The sequence below is a fragment of the Bacteroidota bacterium genome (assembly GCA_038746285.1).
GTDB lineage: Bacteria > Bacteroidota > Rhodothermia > Rhodothermales > JANQRZ01 > JANQRZ01.
In genome coordinates this window covers 1-20,884 of the sequence record JBCDKT010000063.1, presented here as the reverse complement: position 1 = coordinate 20,884, position 20,884 = coordinate 1, and the positions used below count along the sequence as shown (strand labels likewise).

The following is a 20,884-nucleotide window of genomic DNA, read 5'->3' as shown; positions in this document are numbered from 1 at the left end:
TCTCAGCGTTCTCCTCAAAAACAGCCGTCATTCCCGCGCAGGCGGGAATCCAGAGCTTGTAGTACGCCTTCTGGATTCCCGATCAGGGTCGGGAATGACTCGATGTGAGGAGGTAACAGTAGCAGAACAGCGTTTCTGCGCTATCAGGGCCTCTCAAGTTGCTAACAAGCTCTAGAGAGACCCCTCGCGCGCGAGAAACGGGTTCGTCCGGCGCTCGTACCCGACGGTCGTTTCGGGGCCGTGGCCGGAGTAGACCACCGTCTCGTCCGGGAGCGGCATTAGCTTAGCCTGGATCGCGTTGAGCAGCGTCGGCATCGAGCCGCCCCACAGGTCGGTGCGGCCGATGGAGCCCTGGAAGAGTACGTCGCCGCCGATGACGAAGCCGCCGGCCTCGTCGTAGAAGCTGACCGAGCCCGGCGAGTGTCCGGGCGTGTGAAGGACCTGCCACGTCGCCTGGCCGAACGAGACGGTGCCGCCCTCGGCCAGCGAGGCCTCGGGCGCAGGCGGCTTCTCCAGCTCGACGCCGAACATGCGGGCCTGCAACTCGGCGGCGTCGAGCAGCGGGAGGTCCGCCTCGTGAAGCTGCCACTGCATTCCGAAGTGCCGGGCGAAGAAGGCGCAGCCGAAGATGTGGTCGAGGTGAGCATGCGTGAGCAGGAGGTGGCGCACGGCGAGGCCGTTGCGCGTCAGGTAGTCGAGCACCGTCTGCCGCTCGGCGTCGGTGACCGTGCCGGGGTCGATGAGGACAGCCTCGCCCGCGTCGTGGCAGACGTAGCAGTTCTCGGCGAAGGGGCTGACGACGAAGGGCTTGACGGTCATGGCAAATGACGGGGGACGGACGGCGAATAACGAGTGAGGAAGCGGGCAAAGCCACCGAAGGTACCGAGGCCGGGCGTTGAGAACTGACGAGGCCGCTGCCGCGTTCGGGCATCGCCGGAGGCATAGGGTATGCTCGCCATTCGCGTCCAGGCCCCCACTCGTAATTCGACATTCGCAACTCGACGCTCCCTTGAGGCTGCTGCACGGGCATATTCTGAAAAGCCTGCCGGGGCCGTTCCTCGCGGCCTTCGGGACGCTGCTGTTTCTGCTCCTGATGCAGTTCCTGATCAACTACCTCCCGGAGCTGGTCGGGCGCGGGTTGCCACTCTTGGTGATCGCCGAGTTGATTACCTACAGCCTCGCCTACATGGTCGTCCTCGCCGTCCCGATGGCGGTGCTGGTCGCGACGCTGCTCGTCTTCGCCCGCCTGGCCGAGACGCAGGCCTACGCCGTGGCGAAGAGCGCGGGCATCTCGCTGGCGGGGCTCGGGTGGCCGGTCCTCGTCGCCGCTGTGTTCGTCGCGGGCGGGATGATGTACTTCAACAACGTGGTGCTGCCCGAGGCCAACTTCCGCATGAAGGGGCTCTGGCAGGACATCCGCCAGAAGAAGCCCGGCTTCGAGCTCGAGGCGGGCGTGTTCTACGACGGCATCCAGGGCTACGCGATCCGGGTGGCCGACGCGCCGGCCGAGTCCAACGCGCTCCGCGAGGTCCTCGTCTTCGACGCCTCCGACGCCGGGCAGCGCGCCACGATCACCGCCGAGCGCGGCGAGCTCGAGCCCGGCGGCACCGACGCGCTCGTGATGCTCCTCTTCGACGGCGAGATCCACCGCCTCTCCTCGATCCGCGACGCCGGGACCCGCACCGAGCGCTACGAGCGCATCGCCTTCGAGCGCCACCGCCTCCGGCTCGACCTCTCGGACCTCGGCTGGGAGCGCAGCGACGCCGAGCGCACCACGCGCAGCGACCGCACGATGCGGACCAGTCAGATGGTCCGGCTCGTCGACTCGCTCGACGCCAACACGGCCTCCCGCGTGGCCGACCTCCGCGCCCAGCTCGGCGCGCTCGGCTGGCGCGAGGACAGCACCCTGGCCATGCGCACCGGGCGCGCCGAGCCTGCAGGCGACAGCGACCTCGCTCAGCGCATCAGCACCGCACAGCCGGCCCAGTCCGCCAAGCGCACCCTGCTCGCTCGGCCCATCGCGATGCCGGACAGCGCTCGGCCGGACAGCCCTCCAGTAGCCGCTCCATTTGCTCCGGTCGATTCCGCTGCGGCGGACTCGGCCGCCGCGCCGCGCGCCGTGCTGGCCGCCCTCGGCCCGACCGACCGCCGGACGGTCTACGACCTCGCCGCCCAGCGCATGCGCACCCTCAAGAGCGAACTCGACGGCGCGCAGAACTCGCTCGACTGGCAGCGCCAGCGCGCCGACCGCTACCGGGTCGAGATCTACAAGAAGTTTTCGATGGCTGTGGCGTGCATCGTGTTCGTGCTGATCGGGATTCCGCTCGGGCTCTCGGTGCGGCGCGGCGGCCTGGGCGTGGTCGGCGTGCTCGCCGTCGGCATCTTCCTGTTCTACTGGGTGACGCTCGTGCAGGGCGAGAAGCTGGCCGACCGGGGCCTGCTCGAACCGTGGGTCGGGATGTGGGCGGCGAACGCGCTCATCGGTAGCCTCGGGGCCTACCTCCTCTGGCGCGAGAGCCGCGACCCGGCCTCCCGCGACCCGCTCAAGCGCCTGCTCCGAAGCGTGGGAGAGCGGACGAGCGGAAGAGGGTAGGAATGGGGGAATGGGGGAATGGGGAATGGGGAATGGAATAAAACCGAGACAGTTAACCCTACCGCCGCGCGCCGGGCGGCATCTTCCTCTGTCCTCTGTCCTCTGTCCTCTGTCCTCTGTCCTCTGTCCTCTGTCCTCTGTCCTCTGTCCTCTGTCCTCCGAAACGTGCTGTACCTCGTCCCCACGCCCATCGGCAACTTGGAAGACGTGACGCTCCGCGCGCTGCGCATTCTCAAGGAGGCGGACCTCGTGGCGTGCGAGGACACGCGCACGAGCGGCGTCCTGCTCGGCCACTACGGGATCGAGACGCCGCGCACCAGCTACCACGACCACAACGAGCGCCAGAAGGCCCCGCGCCTCGTCGAGCGCATGCAGGCCGGCGAGACGGTCGCGCTCGTCACCGACGCGGGCAGCCCCGGCGTCTCGGACCCGGGCTTCTACCTCGTCCGCGCCTGCCTCCAGGCGGGCCTTCCGGTCGAGGCCCTCCCCGGTCCGACGGCCTTCGTGCCGGCCCTCGCCCTGAGCGGCCTGCCGACCGACCGCTTCGCGTTCGAGGGCTTCCTCCCGGCGAAGAAAGGGCGGCAGACCCGGTTGCAATCGCTGGCCGGGGAGGAGCGGACGCTCGTCTTCTACGAGTCGCCGCACCGGCTGGTCAAGACGCTTGGGCAGCTAGCCGAGCACCTCGGCCCGGACCGCCCGGCGGCCGTAGCCCGCGAGTTGACGAAGAAGTTCGAGGAGGTCGAGCGCGGCACCCTCGCGGACCTCGCCGGGCGATTCGGCGAGCGCCCGAAGGTGCGCGGCGAGATCGTCCTCGTCGTCGGCGGGGCGCGGTAGCCGCACGGAAGGTGTACTTTCCCTACCCACCTCGACGTTGCACTGATGAAGCTCCTCTGCTGCCTGCTCGCGCTGAGCGCCGCACCGGCCCTCGCCCAAGCCCCCGCCTCCCGCTCGCCCGACCGCACCGCCCTCATGGAACCCGACACCACGGCCTCGCCCGACACCGCCCTGACCGATGCCGAGCAGCGCGTCGCCGACCTGATCCAGGCCGAGGGTATCCACGTCGTCCACTTCTGGGCTCCGTGGTGCGACAATTCGGTTGCCGAACTGCGAGCCGGCTGGTACGAACTCGTCGAGCGCCACCCCGAGGTGAGCTTCGCCTTCGTCACCATCTGGAACGACGGCGAGAGCGCCCGCGAAACGATGGACCGGTACGGCCTGCCGGAGCGCGTCCTCGAACTGACCCAGCCAGACTTCGGGCCGAGCGACGACAAGGCGCAGCGCCGCCGCTCATTCCTCGACCTGCCCGTGACGTGGGTCCCGACGACCTGGGTCTTCCGCGACGGCGGGACGCTGGCCTACGCCTTCAACTACGGCGAGTTGGAGATGGCCCAACTCGACCAGGCGATTGCCGGGGCCCGCTCTTCCTGGCCGCACGACTAGCGACATGGCGACGCTTCCCCCGTCCCTACCTCCTGCAGCCCCCGCTGCCACCCCGCGCCGGCGGCGGTGGGTGCTGATCGGTGTCGCCGCGCTCGTCCTCGCCCTCGCCTTCTGGAGCGCCATCAACCCGTTCGGCGACAAGGGGTACGTCGCCATCTCGCACGGGGACCACGTCCACTACGTCCCCGAAGACCGTGACCCGGAGGCGTCGATCTCCAACTTCCCCACGACGCCGCCCGGCCCCGACGAGCGCATTCTCCCGGACGGCCGCGTCGTTCCCCGCTAAGGCAGTGGGCCCGCTCGTCGGGGCGGCAAGCGTGCACGCCGGCCAGCAGACTTCGGCCCCTGAGCGACCATCCTGCCCTGGCGATGCTCGCTGCGCTCGTCTTGTCCACTTCCAACTCCACCAGGCCCGAGGCTAGCAGGGTCAGGTCGTGCGGGGAGGCCAGGATGAAGTCATTTGTAGCGATGTACCGGAGCGCCCGAGAGCCGATGCGGTCCGTCACCAGGCTGACCCGCCCGGTGGAGAACGACAGCGCCGAATGATCCGTCGAGGTCGGAGGCGGCTTCCGTACCGGCCCGGGCAATCGTGGCGACGGTCTGGTTGCCCGGTACGCCGACCAGGTCGCCGAAGACGAGGACCGCTGTCTGGTCGTCGGTGTGCGCGTCGAGCAGAGAAAGCCCCACGCCCGGAGGCTCTACCAGACACCACCCGCCGTTCGACCCGTCTAGGTGCGTGACCGTGGTCTGCGGGGAGGTCCCTGCGTTCGGGATGGCCTGCGCGAGGTGCTTGCCGGACTGGTGCAGAAAATCTGCTCGGGGCGCACCGGGCAGCCCGAGGTAAAAAAGAAAAGTTTCCATCCAGCGCTGGGCGTGAGCTGTGCCGCGAGCCCTCAGTTTCTGGCGTCCTCGCCCCTCAGCCCAATGCCGACGAGCGGGTCCTCCCAGACGTCTTGTTCAGCCTGCTTCCTGGGGGGCAGCGGGTAGGAGCGGCGAGAGAGAAAGAGTTCGCGGGTAGGATGACCGCTCGGGAGCTTCTCTTGGAGGCGCTCTGCTACGATCTCGCGCATCCTCGTGGAGAAGAGGTGCCCCCCTACCCGGTTGAGGTGGTCGCCGTTCTTGTAATGCTTGACCGGTTGAGAAGAGAGCTCCTCGTAGTAGCGGAGGTCTACGTAGACGACGTTGTCCCGCTCGCGGTCCATCACGCTGGCGTAGTAGGCAGGTGTACACTCGACGTTGCTGCCCGGCCGGTTGTTGAAATCCTCCATGTGGTCCACATAGGCCGGGTGCGAGGTATGAGTGAAGAAGACCGTAACCACGTCAGGCCCCAGGGTGTCCGCGATGCGGTTCATCAGCGTCTCTCCGATCTCACACACGTCGGGACGGACCTCCATGAGTTCGGCTCGCTTCTGAATCCGTGCGGTTGCCACCTCGAGCCCATTGGCTGCGATACTGTCAGCGGTCAACCGCTCGGGACGTAGCCGTTCCAGGTAGAACCGGGTGCCGTTCGTAGTGCGGACATAGTTCGTGTTGGATGGGTCGCGCAGTTTGTCGATCACGCCTTCCCAACTGTCGGGACGGGAAATCGGCCAGAAGCGGGCCTGGAGCATGGTCTTCCAGTCGAACTGCACGGTCTCAAAGTCGTCGCGGAGCGGGCGAAAGTAGGTCAGGCCGCGGACGCGCTGCCCGAAGACGTACGTTTCGAGGCGGCGCTCCTCCCCAATGGGCGCGGCGAGGTTGTCGCCGTACGAGGCCATCGACGCCGGCAGGAAGACGAACTTCACGTTCGGCATGCGGTCCGCCACTGTCTGGAGGATGTAGCTGGCCTGGAAGTAGTCCATCCCGCCGCGCCAGAGGTGCAGGCCGTCCAGGCCGAGGGCGTAGAAGTCCACCGAGCTGGTGTGCGACGGGCCGACGGAGATAGCCTCGAAGCGCGAGCCTTCCTCGTTGACCAAGAGGGCCCGGTCCATGTTGATGCTGTAGACGGGCTCGATGCGCTCGCTGGCGTAGTACAGTGCGGCCAGCGTGCCGAGGAAGAGCACGCCGAACAGCGCCAGCTTCAGCGCCACGCTGCGCGGCGACACGTCTTCGTCGGCCGGCCGGTCGTCGCCGACGGGGCCGTCGGCGAGAAACTCACGGGAGAGGTCCTGGGAGGCCATGGCAGCAGCGGTTCGGGTCCGCCGGAGGCTAGAACTGGAAGTAGATAAACTCCTGGGCTCCGTACTCGCCGAGCATCAGGATGGCGAGCACGAGGGCAGCGTAGATCGGGAAGCGCACCCAGGCCGGGCGGCGCTTCAGGAACGAGCGTATGTTCTCCCGCAGTTCGATCAGGTCCACCAGGAGCAGTACGGCAATCGAGACGAGCAGCAGCAGGAACTCGTAGTTGTTGATCCCCACGACGACCTCGGTACTCGTCAGGCTGAACAGGTGGCTGAGCATCGTCCAGGCGTCGGTCATCGTGGTGGCCCGGAAGAAGATCAGGCTTAGGATGATGAGGTGGAACCCGACGAGGGTGCGGATGAAGCGGCGCGGCGTGGGGATGATCCAGGTCTGGAGGCGCTGCCAGAGCGTGGGCGGGAGGGCGACGCCCATTTGCTGCACCGTCTCCGTCCTAGGCTTGAACCGGGCGAAGGCCGCCTCAGCCCGGTCCCAGAGACCGTTCCGAAAGGTGGCGGTCAGCGCGGCGAAGGCGAGGTAGACGCCGTTGACCACGCCCCACATCACAAACGTCCAACTCGCCCCGTGCCACAGCCCGCACACGGCGAGGACGAAGAACGTGTTGAACCCCCAGCGCCACTTCGGCACCCGGCTGCCGCCCATCGGGAAGTAGAGGTAGTCCCGGAACCAGGTCGTGAGGCTGATGTGCCAGCGCCGCCAGAAGTCGGCGATGTCGATGGCGTAGAGCGGCTGGCGGAAGTTCTTCATCAGCTCGTAGCCCATCACCCGCGCCGCGCCGCGCGCGATGTTGGTGTAGCCCGCGAAGTCACAGTAGATCTGCACCGCGAAGATGACGATCGCCAGGTACGTCGTCCAGCCCACGTAGGCTTCGGGGTTGGCGTAGACCGTCCCGACGTACAGCGCTGCCCGGTCGGCGATGACCACCTTCTGGAAGAACCCCCACGCCATCAGCTTGAGGCCGTCCGCCGCGAGGCTCCACCGGAACGGGTGGCGCTCCCGGAACTGCGGCAGGAGCGACTGGCTCCGCTCGATGGGCCCAGCCACGAGCTGGGGCCAGAAGCACACGTAGACGGCGAAGATGCCGAGGTGGCGCTCCGCCTGCTGCCGACCCCGGTAGACGTCGATCGAGTAGGCCAGCGTCTGGAACGTGTAGAACGAGATGCCGACCGGCAGCAGGATGTCGAAGGCCGGCATGTCCACGAAGATGTTGAACGGCCGGAACGCCTCCTCCACACTCTCGCCGAAGAAGTTGGCGTACTTGAAGAAGAAGAGGATGCCGAGGTTCGAGCATAGGCTCATCAGCAGGAACGGCCGCCGCTCGGCCCGCGTCTCGCGCCGGCCCATCGCCCGCCCCGCCGCATAGTCGATCAGCGTCGAGGCCATGATGAGGGCGAGGTACTCGAGCTTCCAGCAGGCGTAGAAGTAGTAGCTCGAGGCGAGGAGGAACGTCCAGCGCCACCGGTAGGGGATGGCAAAGTAGAGCGCGACGACGACGGGAAAGAAAACGACGAAGTCGATGGAGTTGAATAACATGGCAGGCGCCCGTGCCGTGCTGGCTGGAGGGAAGAAAGGCCTAAGCCGGGATAATAGAATCGGCTGGAAGCCGACGTGCGTTAAAATACTTCCAGGACAGAGGATTGCCAGGGGGCGACGGGCAGAGGGGCTACGCAACACGTCTGCGGCAGGCGGCGCACCGTATACTCCATCTCCACCAGCCGCTGCGCTCATGCCCCGCCTCGCCCTGCCGCTCGTCCTCCTGCTCGCCGCCCAGCCCGTGACCGCCCAGCCCGCCGACCCTCCGCCCGTCGTCCTCGCCATCCACGGCGGGGCGGGCACGATCGAGCGGGGCAGCATGACCCCCGAGCGCGAGGCCGCGTACCGCGCCGCGCTCGAAGCCGCGCTCCGGGCCGGGTTCGAGGTGATCGAGAACGGCGGCTCGGCGGTTGACGCCGTGGCAGCGGCGATTCCGCCGATGGAAGACGCGCCGCTGTTCAACGCCGGGCGCGGAGCCGTCTTCACGAGCGAAGGCACCGTCGAGCTCGACGCCTCGATCATGGACGGAGCCACGCTCGGGGCCGGGGCCGTGGCGGGCGTGACGACCCTCAAAAACCCCGTCCTCGCGGCCCGCCTCGTGATGGAGCAGTCGCCGCATGTGATGCTGACCGGCTCCGGGGCCGAGGCCTTCGCCCGCCAGCACGGGCTGGAGGAGGTCGAGAACGCCTACTTCCACACCGAGCGCCGGCGGGCCGCCCTTCGGCGCGTGCAGGAGCGCGAGCGCTCCGAGAGCGGCTTTCGCCTCACCGATCCCGAGGCGTGGCAGATGACCGGCACTGTCGGGGCCGTCGCCCTCGACCAAGCGGGCCACCTCGCCGCCGCCACCTCGACCGGTGGAATGACCAACAAGCGCTTCGGCCGCATCGGCGACTCGCCGGTCATCGCCGCCGGCACCTATGCCGACGACCGGACCTGCGCCGTTTCCGCAACGGGCCACGGCGAGTACTTCATCCGCCTCGCCGTCGCCCACGACATCTCGGCCCGGATGCGGTACCTCGGCGAGACAGTCGAACAGGCTGCCACCACCGTCATCCACGAGACGCTGACCGACCTCGGCGGTACCGGCGGCGTGATCGCGCTCGACGCCGCCGGCAACGTGGCGATGCCGTTCAACACGGCGGGCATGTACCGCGGCACGATCGACGCCGAGGGCACCGTGACCGTAGAGATCTACCGCGACTGACAGCGTGGGCGCAGCCCCGTGGGGGCACGGCGGTGCCGTGCCCGTCCGCCGCACCATGACCGAGCCAGGGCGCAGCACTGCTGCGCCCCTACGGTTTGCCTCCTGCTTCTCATGCCATGCCCTACGACCTCGACGACGCCACCGCCCACCTCGCTGCGGCCGACCCGGCCATGGCGAGCCTGATCGCGTTCGCGGGGCCATGCCGGCTCGTGATCGGGGGGATGGACAGCCCGTTTCAGTCGCTGCTCCGGGCGATTGTATATCAGCAGCTCTCCGGCAAGGCCGCCGGGAAGATCCACCGCCGCCTCCTCGACCTCTTCCCCGGCGAGCACCCGGACCCGGACGAGATCCTCGACACGCCGCTCGCAGACCTGCGGTCGGTCGGCCTGTCGAACGCAAAGGCGGCGGCGGCCCACGACCTCGCCGCGCGCACGCTCGACGGGACGGTGCCGGACCTCGGTGCGCTGGAGGCGATGACCGATGCCGAGATCGTCGAGCGGCTGACGGCGGTGCGCGGAGTCGGGCCGTGGACGGTGGAAATGCTGCTGATCTTCCAGCTCGGCCGGCCGGACGTGCTGCCGGTGACCGACCTCGGCGTGCGCAAAGGGGCGGCGCGGCTCTTCGGTCTGGACGACCTCCCAGCGCCTAAAGAACTGCGCACAGCGGGCGAGGCGTGGCGGCCCTACCGGAGCGTGGCGAGCTGGTACCTCTGGCGCGCCGCCGACACCGACGAGTGGTTCGCACCGGCACCCCGCAAGAAAATCAGCCGCCCGAGGTTGCGCTAGGCCCGGTGCCGCGTCTAGTGCCTCGAACCCAACCCAGATCCGATGCGCTGCGCCGGCCTGCCTGTTCTCTTCCTCCTGGCGACCTCGGCCGCCCTCGCGGCCCAGCCCGCTGGCGGTTTGCCTGCCGACACACTCTTCGCGTGGCAGACCTACGGGCAGGAGGCCCAGGTCCGCGTCCAGACCTTCGCCTCGGACGACGACCGCCGCCCGCACACGGTCGTCGTCGACGAACTCGCCTCGAACCGCGACCTCGTCACGGACGACGTGCGCTACTTCGTCGACACCCTCGGCCGCTCGCTCGGGCTCGACCCCACCGGGGCGACGTTCGTGTTCCGCTTCAGCGGCCGGAGCTTCCACGCCGACGCCGGGCGGGGAAAGACGTTGCTGCTGCGCGCGACGTTCAGCCGGACCAAGTCCGGCGCGCTCGGGGCACCGGCGTGGCGGCTGCTCACCCGCGACGAACTCGCCGACTTGACCGACCGGGCCCTGTACTGACGGCGAGCAGGCAGAGCCCTAAAGTGGATCTTTGCGCCGCTTTCTTCGTGTAAAAGGCATCTGACGGAAACGGACACTGAACCCCTGAGGCTCTCGCATGACAGGCTCCTCCACGCTGGACGCCCAAGAACTCGATCTCGACAAACTCTCCGAAGACACGCGCATCTCGAAGCAGACACTCGTGCGGTGGTCAGACCGGGGGCTGATTGACGCGGAGCTGGCGTGGGGGATTTCGGACGACAACGAGGAGACGCGGCTGATCCGCATCACGCCGCGCTCGCTCGACTTCCTGCGAGGCTTCGCCGAAGAGTACCGCGAGGATACGGTCAGCCGCACCGAGGCGCGGCGCATCCTCAAGATGATCGACCGGGGGCAGGTCCAGAAGCTGCTCCGGCAGGGCGACCTCACCTCGAAGAAGATCGAGGACGAGACGCGCGTGCTGATCGGCAGCGTAGAGGACTACCTGATGGGACTGGAAGGCGACGGCGAAGCCGCATAATCGGGTCACCGCGGCGTTGTCCCGGCGCGGCGCTGGGCACCAGTGCGGTGCCCCCGTGCCGTATACTCCCGCCTTTTGCCCACCACCTCGTCCGTCCCGATGCGTCTCCGCCTCGCCGCCGCTCTCGCCCTCTGCGTTCTCCTCGCCGGGTGCGACACCACCGATCCCGAGCCCCCTGTTTCGCCCGACGACGTGGCGGGACTCTACGATCTGACCGAGTTCCAGTTTGATCCGCAAGCCGGTGCCATTGCCGACGCCGACGTGCTGGACCGACTCGAACCGGGCGCGACGATAGACCTGCTCAACACGCAGCGCGGCGGCCAATTCCAGCTTCGCTACCAGTTCGCCGGCGAACTGCCTGACATTATCAGCGGGGACTTCGCGGTGACGCAGGGCAACGTGACCCTGACTGTGCGCGAGCAGGACCGCGCATCGCTCCCCGGCCTGCTGCTCGACCCCGAGATCGTCTTCGTGCGCGAGAGCGAGACGGTGCTTTCGCGGAGCGTCACCAAGTCCGTCAACCTCGAAGCGTTCGACGCGGACGCCTACGGCGGGGCCGGGCTGACGGACGTGCGGGGGACGCTCACGGTCCGGCTCGTCCAGCGGGAGCCGTAGCATGGAGGCCACGGGCCCAGTTCCCTCACTGCGAGCGCGCCTCGGCGGGCTGCTGCAGCTGGCGCGCCCGCTCAACGTGGTGATGTTCTTCGCGGGCGTCGCCCTCGGCGGGCTCCTGGCGTCGGGGCTGGAGGCGTTCGCGGGGCAGAACACGACGCGGATCAGTCTGGCGATGGTCAGCGCCGCCCTCATTGGCGCTGCGGCGAATGCGATCAACGACCTGTTCGACCTGGAGATCGACCGGGTGAACCGGCCGGGGCGACCGCTGCCGTCGGGGCTGGTGCCGCTCCGGGCAGCGCGAGCGCTGTGGGCGACGGCCTCGGCGCTCGGCGTCGGGCTGAGCGCGTTTCTGTCGTGGGCGCACCTCGGCATCGCGGCAGCTTCGGTGGGGCTGCTCTGGGGGTACAGCCGGTGGCTCAAGCGCACGCCGCTGGTCGGCAACCTCGCCATTGCCCTCGTGCTCGGGCTGGCGATCTTCTACGGTGGCCTAGCCGTCGCACCGTTCGGCGAGACCTTCGGCTGGCGTGCGGCCCTCCTCGGCGCGGCCTTCGCCTTCGGCTCGACGCTGGCCCGGGAGATCGCGAAAGACATCGAGGACGCGGCTGGCGACGAGGCCGGGGGCGCGCGGACGCTGCCGCTTGTCATCGGGGGTGAGGCATCGACGTGGGTCGCGGCGGTCGCTGTCGGAGGTACGCTTGCGCTGTTTCCGCTCGCGCTGACGGTTGGGCTGGGCGCGGACTTCTTCCTGCTGGCTCTGCCGGCGGCGGGGCTGCTGCTAGCCGCCGCGTGGTATCTTCTCAGCGCGCCGCCGGCGCGCCGCACCCGCCACGCAGGCGCGGCGAGCTCGCTCCTCAAGCTCGCCATGGTCGCGGGCATCCTGGCGCTCGCCGGGGCGCGGCTCATCGGCTGACGGCCCCGTGCCGCTTGTGACTTCGCGCCGCCTCGCGGCGGCTCACGCGTGAACGCCCCCGCGTGGGGCCTGTCCACCCATGCAACCATTCGATTCGGAGGCCGTCCTGCGCGCCCAGGCGGGCGACGAGGCGGCGCGGGCCGAACTGCTCGCCGACCTCGAACCCATCCTGCGCCGGTTCTTCCTGAGCCGCATCGGACAACGCCCCGACGTTGACGACCTCGTGCAAAACACGCTCGTCCGTGTCCACACCGGCCTGGAAGCGCTCCAGAACCCGGCCCGGCTCAAGGCCTTCGCGATGAAGGCGGCCGTGTTCGAGGTGCAGGACTTCTACCGGGGCCGCTACAGCGGGCGCGAGTACCTCTACGACCCGGACCAGCCGCCGCACGACCCGGCCGGTACCGAGGCCTCGGGCCTGCGCGTGGATATCGAACGCGCCCTCGCCGTGCTCACCCCGAAGGCGCGCCGCATCATCGAGCTGCGTGAGATGGGCTACCCCTACAAAGACATCGCCGAGATGGTAGAGACCACCGAGGCGGCCGTCAAGATGCAGGTCAAGCGGGCCTTCGAGCGGCTGCGCGGCGTGCTGACGCTGCTGCTGCTGTGCTACACCTCCCTCGCCTCGGGCTGAAGACTATGGCCGACCGTTACGATCCGACCCTTTTCGACGCACTCGACCCGGCCGAGCAGGACGCGCTGCGCAGCGCCCTCGGTGACGAGGCCGACGCCGCCGAGGCGCTCGCGCTCTGGACGGCCCTCCGTGCCCACCTCGGAGCCGAGCTTCGGCGCGACCTCCCGGAGTTCGACCTCCTCCTGCTCTGGGCGCTCGGCGAGGACGACCCGGCCGTGCTAGCCCCGGAAGAGGAAGCCCGGCTGATCGCCGCGCGCCCGGCTCTCGAAGCAGCGCTGGGTGCCCACCCGGCGCTCGGCGACATCGTCCGGCGGGTCCGCGCCGACCGCGCTGCGTTCGACGCGGCGTGGGACGAGGCAGAGCAGACTGCAGAGCCGCCGTCGCCGCTTGCAGAGCGCGCCCCGGACCGGCGGCCCGCGCGCGCCTCCGGTGCGCGCCGCTGGGTGTGGCGCTCGGCCGTCGCGCTGTCGGTCGCAGCGTTTGCGGCGGTGCTCGTGTTCATCCTCCAGCGCGATGCCGGGTTCGAGACCTACCGGACCGGGGCCGGGGAGACCGAGACCGTAGCGCTGGCCGACGGCTCGACGGTGCTCCTGGCCGAAGCGTCCCGGCTGATGGTCGACACGGAGGACGACGGCGAGCGGCGCGTCCGGCTGACCGGCGAAGCGCTCTTCGAGATCCTCCCCAACGGCGAGCCCTTCGTTGTCGAGACGGCGACGGCGCTGACGACGGTGCTCGGGACGACCTTCGGCGTGACGGCGAACGACGTCGAGACGGAGGTCGTGCTGGCGAGCGGGTCGGTGGAGCTGGCGACGCGGCTGGAGGCCGGGCAGTCGGTGCGGCTGGAGCCGGGGCACCGCAGCCGGGTCGTCGGGGCGCAGGCTCCCGAGCCGCCGACGCGGACGGACATCGCCGAGGCCCTCGCCTGGACGGGCACCTGGCATTTCCAGGCCACGCCGCTGGGCGACATCGCCGAGCGCCTGAGCGCGCACTACGCTGTGCCGATCAACGTCCACCCGTCGCTCGCGGCGGACCGGGTGACGGGGCCGTTCTCCTCCCGCCAGCCGGTCGCCGAGACGCTGCGCACTCTGGCCGTCGCGCTCGACGCCCAGGTCGAGGGCGACGAGGCGAACGGCTACCGGATCGTCCCCGCCCGCTAGCGGTAGGTGCGCCGGTCCGTGGGGCTAGGAGAGGTCATAAACGCGAGGTTTGGCGCGTTGAATGGGCGCGCCGTTTGCTGTCTGCACCCTCGTAACCCGCTGCCCTCCGATCCGTTTACTGCGCCATGCGCTGCCTTGCCCTCGTCTTGCTGCTCGGATGCGCCGCGCTCGCGGCCCCGGAGGCACGCGGGCAGGCGATCCGGCTAGCGGCGGACCGGACCCCGCTGGCCTCGGTGCTCCAGCAGCTCGCCTCGCAGACCCGGGTGGACATCGTCTACGCGCAGCGGCTCGTTGAGGGGCGCGCCGTGACCGGGCGCTACGTCGGCGACGACCCGGAGCAGGCGCTCGCCACGGTCCTGCGCGGCAGCGGGCTCCGGGCGGAGCAGTTGCGGCCCGGGCAGTACGTCATCGTCCGCGCCTACCCGACGCCGGGGCTGGAGCCGGAGGCCTACCGCGGCACGCTACGCGGGACGGTCGTGGACGCGGAGACGGGCGAGGTTTTGCCGGGCGCGCACGTCCTCCTCGTAGGGCTGGACCTCGGCACCGCGACGAACCCGGCGGGCTACTTCGCGCTGCCGAACCTCCCGGCGGGCTCGTACCGCGTCCGGGTCTCGTACATCGGCTACCGGCCCGTCGTGCAGGAACTGGCCGCCTATCCCGAGTCGTCGGAGTTGCCGCCTGTGATCCGGCTGCGCCCGCAGGTCCTCTCCACCGACAGCGAAGCGCTCGTCGAGGTCTCCGAGAGCGAGCGGACCGACCTGCTGCCGGTGCCGGGCAGCGATGCCCTCGACGTGCGGCAGGCAGGGGCGGTCCCGGCGTTCCTCGGCGAGAGCGACGTGTTCCAGGCGCTCGAGTGGCTCCCCGGCGTCGGGCGCTCGGGTGAGGCCGGCGGCGAGATGGTCGTCCGGGGGGCCGAGCCGCATTTCAACCGCTACCTCCTCGACGGCGCACCGATCATCCATCCGTGGCACACGTTCGGGCTGTTCTCGACCTTCCAGACCGAAGCGCTCAAGAGTGTCCGGCTCTACAAAGGCTCGCTCCCGGCCGAGTACGGCGGCGGCCTGTCGGCGGTGCTGGAGGTGGAGATGAAAGACGGCGACCGGGACGACGCAGCGGGGAGTGCCACGCTCAGCCCGGTGTCGCTGCGCGCCGTGAGCGAGGTCCCGCTCGGCAAGGGCGCGTCGCTCATGCTCTCCGGCCGCCGGACCTACCTCGACCTGCTGCTGTCGTCGCGCTTCCGGCCCGGCACGTCTGTCTTCGGAGAAGGCCGGGACGCGTCGGAAGACCAGGGCCTGGGGTACCACTTCTACGACCTCAACGCCAAGGTGACGCTGCGGCCCTCGCCGTACCACCGCTTCTCGCTCAGCCTCTACGAAGGCGGCGACGCCCTCGACACCGCCGTGCCGCTGGCCTCGCGCCTGGCCTCTGACGCTGAGCCCTCCGACGCGCGGCTGACCTATGACTGGGGCAACCGCGTCGTCTCGGCGCGCTACCGGTGGCTCGCCAGCCGCCGTCTGTTCGTGACCTCGACGGGCTACTACTCCCGCTACCGCGCCGACGAGCAGGTGCTCGCGCCCTCCGCCACCTCGGCGTCCGTCGACAGCGACTACCGGGTGCGCTTCGCTGAGGCCGGCCTCACGGTCGACGCCGACTACTACTACTCGCTCGAACACCAAGTCCGGGCCGGGCTGCGCCTCGTCGGGCGGACGTTCGAGAGCCGGCTCGGGGAGACCCTGCTCGACACGCTCGCGGCGGGCATGACGGGCAGCGAGCAGAACGCGTCGGTGCAGGCCGTCGAAGCCGTCGCCTACCTGCAGGACACCTGGCAGCCGAACGCGCGGTGGCAGGTGCAGCCGGGGCTGCGGGTCGAGGTCTTCGGCCTCGGGCCGTACGTCTCGGTCAGCCCGCGCCTCAACGTGCGCTACGTCGTGGCGCGGGACCAGCTGTTCCTGAAGGCCGGGGTGAGCCGGCAGGTGCAGTACCTCCACCGTCTCCGCGACCGCTACTCGTTCACCTACGACCTCGCCGCGAGCCGGTGGATTCCCGCGAGCGAGGCGGTGCGCCCGGCCGTCGGCTGGCAGGCCGCCGCCGGCCTCGACGCCACCCCTGCGCGCTGGCTCGCGCTCGGCCTCGACCTCTACGGCCGTTTCCACGACGGCATCCTGCTGCCCACCGACGCGGCGGGCGAGGCCAGCGAGGTGCCGGGGGCGCTGCTGGCAGACTACGCCGCCGGGTCGGGCCGCGCGTTTGGGATCGAAGCCTCGGCGGAGGCCGAGCGCGGCGCGTGGCGGCTCGGGCTGTCGTACGCCTTCGCCCGGTCGCAGGAGCGCCCGCTCGGCGCGGTCTACCGGCGGGCGAGCTACGACGCACCCCACACGGCCAAAGCACTCCTGCAGGGGCAGATCCAGCGGTGGACCGTCTCGCTCGCTGCGACGGCGCGGAGCGGCTACCCCGTCACCGTGCCCGTGACGGAACTCGGCGCGCAGGGCCGGGCCGGGGTCAACAACGGGCGGCTGCCGGTCTACGCCCGCGTGGACCTTGCCGTGGGCTACGGCTTCCGGGCGCTCGGGCTGGACTGGGACGCGAGCCTCCAGGCCTACAACCTCCTCAACCGCCGCAACACGGTCGGGCGGCAGGCCGACCCGGACGCCTCGGCGGTGCAGACGACCCAGGTCTACGGCCTCCCGATCCTCCCGATGGGCAGCCTCAAGGTGCAGTGGTAAGGGCCGAAGATGTCCGACGTGGAGGGCCAGGAGGGAGCCGTAGGGGCGAACGGCGTTCGCCCGAGGGAGGGCAGCACCGTTAAGTTCGGCCCACTGCCCTCTGCCAGCCGCCCCGATGCGACCGAAGCAAGACCTCACCGATGACGAGCCGGAGCGCGATCTCCGACCGGGCGCGATCACCCGGCTCGTACAGCAGCAGCGCAACGCCGAGCGCGTCTCCGTCTTCATCGACGGCACCTTCGCCTTCGGCCTCGCGCTCGACCTCGCGGTGCGCGCCGGTCTGCGCAAAGGGCAGCCCCTCACCGTCGAAGCGCAGCAGGCTCTCCTCGACGACGAAGAGCGGCTCAGGGCAAAGGCGGCGGCGCTCGACTACATCGCCTACCAGGCGCGCACCGAGGAGGAGGTCCGCCGCAAGCTCGCCCGCAAAGGCTTCCCCGACCACGTCGCCGACGAGGCCGTCGCCCGCATGCGCGAACTGGGCTACCTCGACGACGAGGCCTACGCCCGGGCCTACGCGCGCGGTCGCCTCGCCGGGCGCGGCCACGGTCCGCAGCGCATCCGCAGCGACCTCCGCAAGCGCGGCGTAGCCTCGAAGACTATCGACACGGTCCTGGACGAGGTCGTGGAGCAGGACGACCTCCGCGAGGCAGCGCTCCAGCACGGGCGCAAACGCTGGGTCCGGCTCCAGCGCGAAGCGGACCCGCGCAAGCGCCGGAAGAAGCTCTCCGACTTCCTCGTGCGCCGGGGCTACGGCTTCGACCTCATCCGCGAGGTCGTCGAGACGCTGGAGGCAGAGGACGGTGGGGCGGAGGATGGGTGACAGTGAGACGGTAGACGGTGAGACACAGCATCGTAGGGGCGAGGCGTGCCTCGCCCTGGCCGGGGATAGCACTACAGTCTGTCGGGTCTTCTCGTCGGGGGTTGACAACACGGCTGAAGATATCGTATCATCGTATATCGTATTTATACGATAAATCAAATGCCCACAGTCAAAACCGACGTCTTCGACCCGGCCGACGTGGCCCTTGCGGCGCGGCTCAAGGCGCTCGCCCACCCGGCCCGCCTCGGTATCCTCCGCACGCTCGCCGAGCGCGACACCTGCCTCTGCGGCGACCTCGTCGAGGTCCTTCCGCTCGCGCAGGCGACCGTCTCGCAGCACCTCCGGGCGCTCCGCGAGGCCGGGCTGATCCAGGGCGAGACCGACGGCCCGCGCTCGTGCTACTGCCTCGACGCGGACGCACTCCGGCGCGTCCACGAGACGGTCGAAGCGCTCTTCGGCGGGCTCGACTGCCGGTGCGACTGCTGCGGCTGATCCTATCCACCCAGACCTGTGAGGTACGCCATGCTGAACCACACCCAGGCCGCCACCTGCGACTGCGAGTGCGACTGCTGCGCGGACGACTGCTGCGGCGGCAACGGTTGCGACTGCGACTGCTGCTGAACCCACGGCAGCGAACCGCGATGGGGAGGGCACGGGACGCCGTGTCCTCCTCTGCTGTGTTCTGCGCTCGCCCATGCCGCTCCGCGACGCCGTCCGGGACTGGACCGAGGCGTTCGTCGACGAGCGTACGGGGTAACATGGTGGTTACATCGAGGTAATGCAAGGGTAACAAAAACATGAGTGCGGGCAGGCTAGGTTCTGGCCTCTGCGAACCTCAACCTGTTACCCGCCATGTCCCGCTTGCTACGCCTCGCCCTCCTGCTCTGCCTCGCCGCGCCTGTCGCCGCGCAGCCGAGCCTGACCCTCGACCTCCTCGGCACCTTCGCCACCGGCATCTTCGACGACGGCGCGGCCGAGATCGTCGATTACGACCCGGTCACGCAGCGCCTTTTCTTCGTCAACGCGGCCGACACCGAGGTCGTCGCGCTCGACGTGTCGGACCCGGCGGTGCCGGTCGAGGCGTTCAGGGTCGACGCGTCGGCGTTCGGCGGGGGGGCCAACAGCGTGGCGGTCAAGAACGGGCTCGTCGCGCTCGCTGTCGAGGCCGACGTAGCGCAGGACCCCGGCCAGGTTGTTTTCTTTGACACCGATGGCGGTTTCCTCGGCGCGGTTGGCGTCGGAGCGCTGCCGGACGGGCTCGCCTTCTCGGCCTCGGGCCGCTACGTGGTCGTCGCCAACGAGGGCGAGCCGAGCGACGACTACCTCGCGGACCCAGAAGGCTCCGTCTCGGTGATCGACCTCCAGAACGGAGTCGGAGGTGCAGTCGTGGCGAACGCGACCTTCGAGGCCTTCAACGAGGGCGGGCCGCGCTTCGGCGAGGTCGAGGCTGCCGGTCTCCGCATCTTCGGGCCGGGCGCGAGCGTGGCCCAGGACCTGGAGCCGGAGTTCGTGACGGTCGAGGGCGACGAGACCGCGTTCGTCTCGCTCCAGGAGAACAACGGCCTCGCGGAGATCGACCTCGCGACGGCCAGCGTCACGGCCCTCTACGGCCTCGGCACGAAGAACCACAACCTCCCCGAGAACGCGCTCGACGCCTCGAACCGCGACGACGGGGTCAACATCCAGTCCTGGCCCGTCGTCGGGTACTACCTGCCGGACGCCGTGGCGAGCTACCAGGTCGGCGGCCAGACCTACCTCGTGACGGCCAACGAGGGCGACGCGCGCGACTACGACGCGTTCTCCGAGGAGGAGCGCGTCGGCGACCTCGCGCTCGACCCGGCCGCCTTCCCCGACGCGGCCACGCTGCAGCTCGACGAGAACCTCGGGCGGCTCAAGATCACCACGACCGCCGGCGACGTGGACGGCGACGGCGACTTCGACCGGCTCTTCGCCTACGGCGCGCGCTCGTTCTCGATCTTCCAGCCCAGCGCTTCCGGCCTCGACCTTGTCTTCGACAGCGGCGACGACTTCGAGCAGATTACCGCCGCCGCGTTCCCCGACGACTTCAACGCGACGAACGACGAGAACGGCTCGTTCGACGACCGGAGCGACGACAAGGGGCCGGAGCCGGAAGGCGTCGCGATTGGCGAGATGAACGGGCGAGCCTACGCCTTCATCGGCCTGGAGCGCATCGGCGGCGTCGTGACCTACGACGTCACCGACCCCGAAGCGCCGATGTTCATGGACTACACCAACAACCGCGACTTCGCGGGCGATGCCGAGGCGGGTACGGCGGGCGACCTCGGCCCCGAGGGACTCCGCTTCATCAGCGCCACCGACAGCCCGACGGGTCAGCCCCTCCTCGTGGTCTCGAACGAAGTCAGCGGGACGGTCTCGATTTTCGGCCTCGCAGGCGGCACCCCTCCGGCCGTGACGATTGACGTTGAGCCGACGGCAACGCCGGTCGTGATCCCGGCCGAGGGCGGGCGCTTCGCCTTCCGCGCCCTCGTCACCAACACGACGGGTGAGACGCAGTCCGTCCAGGCCTGGACCGAAGCTACGTTCCCCGACGGCTCCGTCAAGCAGCCCTCCGGCTCGAACGATCTCCTCGGTCCGGTGACCGTTGTCCTCGCCCCCGGCGAGACCCTCGCGCGGGAACTGCTCCAGACGGTCCCCGGCGCGATCCCGGCGGGCGACTACGTCTACACGGCCCGCGTCGGCGCTTTCCCCGACGCCCCGATCAGCAGCGACAGCTTCGGCGGCGTGAAGGTAGCAGACCGTCAGGCTGGTACTCCGGTTGCCGGGTGGCGTGTGCTCGACGCGGCGACGGGCACGTCGGTCGAAGCGGGCGACGTGTGGCAGGGCGCGGGCAGCGTGATAGCGTCCTCGTCATCGGTGCCGAGCGTGTTCAGTCTATCGCCAGCCTACCCGAACCCGTTCCGGCAGGTGACCGAGGTCGCGCTCGCCGTGCCGGTGGCGAGCGAAGTGCGGGTGTCGGCCTTCGACGTGCTCGGGCGGCGCGTGGCTCTGCTGCTCGCGGGCGAGGTCGAGGCAGGGACGCACCGGGTGGCATTCGACGGCTCTGGGTTGCCGAGCGGGGTGTACCTCGTGCGCGCCGAGGCGGCGGGCTTCGCCAAGGCGCAGCGCGTGACACTCGTGCGCTAGAGCGTGTTATGGACTCGGTCAGGTCTCAGCTTTTCTGCCCAAGACGCCCGTCATTCCCGCGCAGGCGGGAATCCACGCCACGATGGCACCGCGTGCCGACGCTGCATGGATTCCCGATCTGGGTCGGGAATGACTC

Annotated in this window: 20 protein-coding genes; 16 read left to right on the top strand and 4 right to left on the bottom strand. The window is 69.6% G+C overall.

Annotated features, from left to right (window positions below; genetic code table 11):
• Positions 1-171 precede the first annotated feature (171 nt).
• Positions 172-819 (bottom strand): MBL fold metallo-hydrolase, encoded by a 648-nt coding sequence (locus AAGI91_15550; protein ID MEM1044028.1) that lies wholly within the window; start codon positions 817-819, stop codon positions 172-174.
• 190 nt (positions 820-1,009) lie between these two features.
• Between AAGI91_15550 and AAGI91_15545 the strand changes: the two genes are divergently transcribed.
• From AAGI91_15545 to AAGI91_15530, 4 genes are all read left to right on the top strand, one after another.
• Complete coding sequence (locus tag AAGI91_15545; protein MEM1044027.1) at positions 1,010-2,593, top strand: LptF/LptG family permease; 1,584 nt, start codon at positions 1,010-1,012, stop codon at positions 2,591-2,593.
• Positions 2,594-2,758: 165 nt separating this feature from the next.
• The gene (gene rsmI / locus AAGI91_15540; GenBank protein MEM1044026.1) at positions 2,759-3,427 is read left to right on the top strand and encodes a 16S rRNA (cytidine(1402)-2'-O)-methyltransferase; all 669 of its coding nucleotides are present in this window, start codon (positions 2,759-2,761) and stop codon (positions 3,425-3,427) included.
• A 45-nt stretch (positions 3,428-3,472) separates the two neighbouring features.
• Positions 3,473-4,033 (top strand): thioredoxin, encoded by a 561-nt coding sequence (locus AAGI91_15535; GenBank protein MEM1044025.1) that lies wholly within the window; start codon positions 3,473-3,475, stop codon positions 4,031-4,033.
• A 4-nt stretch (positions 4,034-4,037) separates the two neighbouring features.
• Positions 4,038-4,319, top strand: coding sequence for a hypothetical protein (locus AAGI91_15530; protein MEM1044024.1), 282 nt, complete (start codon positions 4,038-4,040; stop codon positions 4,317-4,319).
• Positions 4,320-4,489: 170 nt separating this feature from the next.
• Here AAGI91_15530 and AAGI91_15525 read toward each other — a convergent pair whose 3' ends face one another.
• The 3 genes from AAGI91_15525 to AAGI91_15515 are packed head-to-tail and all read right to left on the bottom strand — an operon-like array spanning position 4,490 to position 7,744.
• Positions 4,490-4,894 (bottom strand): hypothetical protein, encoded by a 405-nt coding sequence (locus AAGI91_15525; protein MEM1044023.1) that lies wholly within the window; start codon positions 4,892-4,894, stop codon positions 4,490-4,492.
• 32 nt (positions 4,895-4,926) lie between these two features.
• Complete coding sequence (locus AAGI91_15520) at positions 4,927-6,192, bottom strand: hypothetical protein (GenBank protein ID MEM1044022.1); 1,266 nt, start codon at positions 6,190-6,192, stop codon at positions 4,927-4,929.
• A 28-nt stretch (positions 6,193-6,220) separates the two neighbouring features.
• Positions 6,221-7,744, bottom strand: a complete 1,524-nt coding sequence (locus AAGI91_15515) for an MBOAT family O-acyltransferase (GenBank protein MEM1044021.1) — start codon at positions 7,742-7,744, stop codon at positions 6,221-6,223.
• Between the two features lie 193 nt (positions 7,745-7,937).
• On the opposite strand from AAGI91_15515, the gene AAGI91_15510 reads away from it, so the two are divergent.
• The 12 genes from AAGI91_15510 (at position 7,938) to AAGI91_15455 (ending at position 20,748) form a co-directional block, all read left to right on the top strand.
• Positions 7,938-8,948, top strand: coding sequence for an isoaspartyl peptidase/L-asparaginase (locus tag AAGI91_15510; GenBank protein ID MEM1044020.1), 1,011 nt, complete (start codon positions 7,938-7,940; stop codon positions 8,946-8,948).
• 116 nt (positions 8,949-9,064) lie between these two features.
• Positions 9,065-9,733, top strand: coding sequence for a DNA-3-methyladenine glycosylase 2 family protein (locus AAGI91_15505; protein MEM1044019.1), 669 nt, complete (start codon positions 9,065-9,067; stop codon positions 9,731-9,733).
• A gap of 42 nt (positions 9,734-9,775) precedes the next feature.
• The gene (locus AAGI91_15500; GenBank protein MEM1044018.1) at positions 9,776-10,228 is read left to right on the top strand and encodes a hypothetical protein; all 453 of its coding nucleotides are present in this window, start codon (positions 9,776-9,778) and stop codon (positions 10,226-10,228) included.
• 97 nt (positions 10,229-10,325) lie between these two features.
• Positions 10,326-10,727 (top strand): hypothetical protein, encoded by a 402-nt coding sequence (locus AAGI91_15495; GenBank protein ID MEM1044017.1) that lies wholly within the window; start codon positions 10,326-10,328, stop codon positions 10,725-10,727.
• A gap of 99 nt (positions 10,728-10,826) precedes the next feature.
• Complete coding sequence (locus AAGI91_15490; protein MEM1044016.1) at positions 10,827-11,342, top strand: hypothetical protein; 516 nt, start codon at positions 10,827-10,829, stop codon at positions 11,340-11,342.
• A gap of 1 nt (position 11,343) precedes the next feature.
• Positions 11,344-12,252: a geranylgeranylglycerol-phosphate geranylgeranyltransferase gene (locus AAGI91_15485; GenBank protein ID MEM1044015.1), complete on the top strand. Its 909-nt coding sequence runs from the start codon at positions 11,344-11,346 to the stop codon at positions 12,250-12,252.
• Between the two features lie 79 nt (positions 12,253-12,331).
• Positions 12,332-12,883, top strand: coding sequence for an RNA polymerase sigma factor (locus AAGI91_15480; GenBank protein ID MEM1044014.1), 552 nt, complete (start codon positions 12,332-12,334; stop codon positions 12,881-12,883).
• A gap of 5 nt (positions 12,884-12,888) precedes the next feature.
• Positions 12,889-14,040: a FecR domain-containing protein gene (locus AAGI91_15475; GenBank protein ID MEM1044013.1), complete on the top strand. Its 1,152-nt coding sequence runs from the start codon at positions 12,889-12,891 to the stop codon at positions 14,038-14,040.
• 125 nt (positions 14,041-14,165) lie between these two features.
• The gene (locus AAGI91_15470; GenBank protein MEM1044012.1) at positions 14,166-16,763 is read left to right on the top strand and encodes a TonB-dependent receptor; all 2,598 of its coding nucleotides are present in this window, start codon (positions 14,166-14,168) and stop codon (positions 16,761-16,763) included.
• 115 nt (positions 16,764-16,878) lie between these two features.
• Positions 16,879-17,583: a RecX family transcriptional regulator gene (locus AAGI91_15465; protein MEM1044011.1), complete on the top strand. Its 705-nt coding sequence runs from the start codon at positions 16,879-16,881 to the stop codon at positions 17,581-17,583.
• Positions 17,584-17,742: 159 nt separating this feature from the next.
• Positions 17,743-18,075, top strand: a complete 333-nt coding sequence (locus tag AAGI91_15460; protein ID MEM1044010.1) for a metalloregulator ArsR/SmtB family transcription factor — start codon at positions 17,743-17,745, stop codon at positions 18,073-18,075.
• 360 nt (positions 18,076-18,435) lie between these two features.
• Positions 18,436-20,748 (top strand): choice-of-anchor I family protein, encoded by a 2,313-nt coding sequence (locus AAGI91_15455; GenBank protein MEM1044009.1) that lies wholly within the window; start codon positions 18,436-18,438, stop codon positions 20,746-20,748.
• The last annotated feature ends 136 nt before the right edge of the window (positions 20,749-20,884 follow it).

Bases quoted from the DNA above. Each gene is read 5' to 3' on its own strand.
- AAGI91_15550 (MEM1044028.1), bottom strand. From the start codon at position 819: ATGACCGTCAAGCCCTTCGTCGTCAGCCCCTTCGCCGAGAACTGCTAC.
- AAGI91_15535 (MEM1044025.1), top strand. From the start codon at position 3,473: ATGAAGCTCCTCTGCTGCCTGCTCGCGCTGAGCGCCGCACCGGCCCTC.
- AAGI91_15530 (MEM1044024.1), top strand. From the start codon at position 4,038: ATGGCGACGCTTCCCCCGTCCCTACCTCCTGCAGCCCCCGCTGCCACC.
- AAGI91_15525 (MEM1044023.1), bottom strand. From the start codon at position 4,894: ATGGAAACTTTTCTTTTTTACCTCGGGCTGCCCGGTGCGCCCCGAGCA.
- AAGI91_15520 (MEM1044022.1), bottom strand. From the start codon at position 6,192: ATGGCCTCCCAGGACCTCTCCCGTGAGTTTCTCGCCGACGGCCCCGTC.
- AAGI91_15515 (MEM1044021.1), bottom strand. From the start codon at position 7,744: ATGTTATTCAACTCCATCGACTTCGTCGTTTTCTTTCCCGTCGTCGTC.
- AAGI91_15510 (MEM1044020.1), top strand. From the start codon at position 7,938: ATGCCCCGCCTCGCCCTGCCGCTCGTCCTCCTGCTCGCCGCCCAGCCC.
- AAGI91_15505 (MEM1044019.1), top strand. From the start codon at position 9,065: ATGCCCTACGACCTCGACGACGCCACCGCCCACCTCGCTGCGGCCGAC.
- AAGI91_15500 (MEM1044018.1), top strand. From the start codon at position 9,776: ATGCGCTGCGCCGGCCTGCCTGTTCTCTTCCTCCTGGCGACCTCGGCC.
- AAGI91_15495 (MEM1044017.1), top strand. From the start codon at position 10,326: ATGACAGGCTCCTCCACGCTGGACGCCCAAGAACTCGATCTCGACAAA.
- AAGI91_15490 (MEM1044016.1), top strand. From the start codon at position 10,827: ATGCGTCTCCGCCTCGCCGCCGCTCTCGCCCTCTGCGTTCTCCTCGCC.
- AAGI91_15485 (MEM1044015.1), top strand. From the start codon at position 11,344: ATGGAGGCCACGGGCCCAGTTCCCTCACTGCGAGCGCGCCTCGGCGGG.
- AAGI91_15480 (MEM1044014.1), top strand. From the start codon at position 12,332: ATGCAACCATTCGATTCGGAGGCCGTCCTGCGCGCCCAGGCGGGCGAC.
- AAGI91_15475 (MEM1044013.1), top strand. From the start codon at position 12,889: ATGGCCGACCGTTACGATCCGACCCTTTTCGACGCACTCGACCCGGCC.
- AAGI91_15470 (MEM1044012.1), top strand. From the start codon at position 14,166: ATGCGCTGCCTTGCCCTCGTCTTGCTGCTCGGATGCGCCGCGCTCGCG.
- AAGI91_15465 (MEM1044011.1), top strand. From the start codon at position 16,879: ATGCGACCGAAGCAAGACCTCACCGATGACGAGCCGGAGCGCGATCTC.
- AAGI91_15460 (MEM1044010.1), top strand. From the start codon at position 17,743: ATGCCCACAGTCAAAACCGACGTCTTCGACCCGGCCGACGTGGCCCTT.
- AAGI91_15455 (MEM1044009.1), top strand. From the start codon at position 18,436: ATGTCCCGCTTGCTACGCCTCGCCCTCCTGCTCTGCCTCGCCGCGCCT.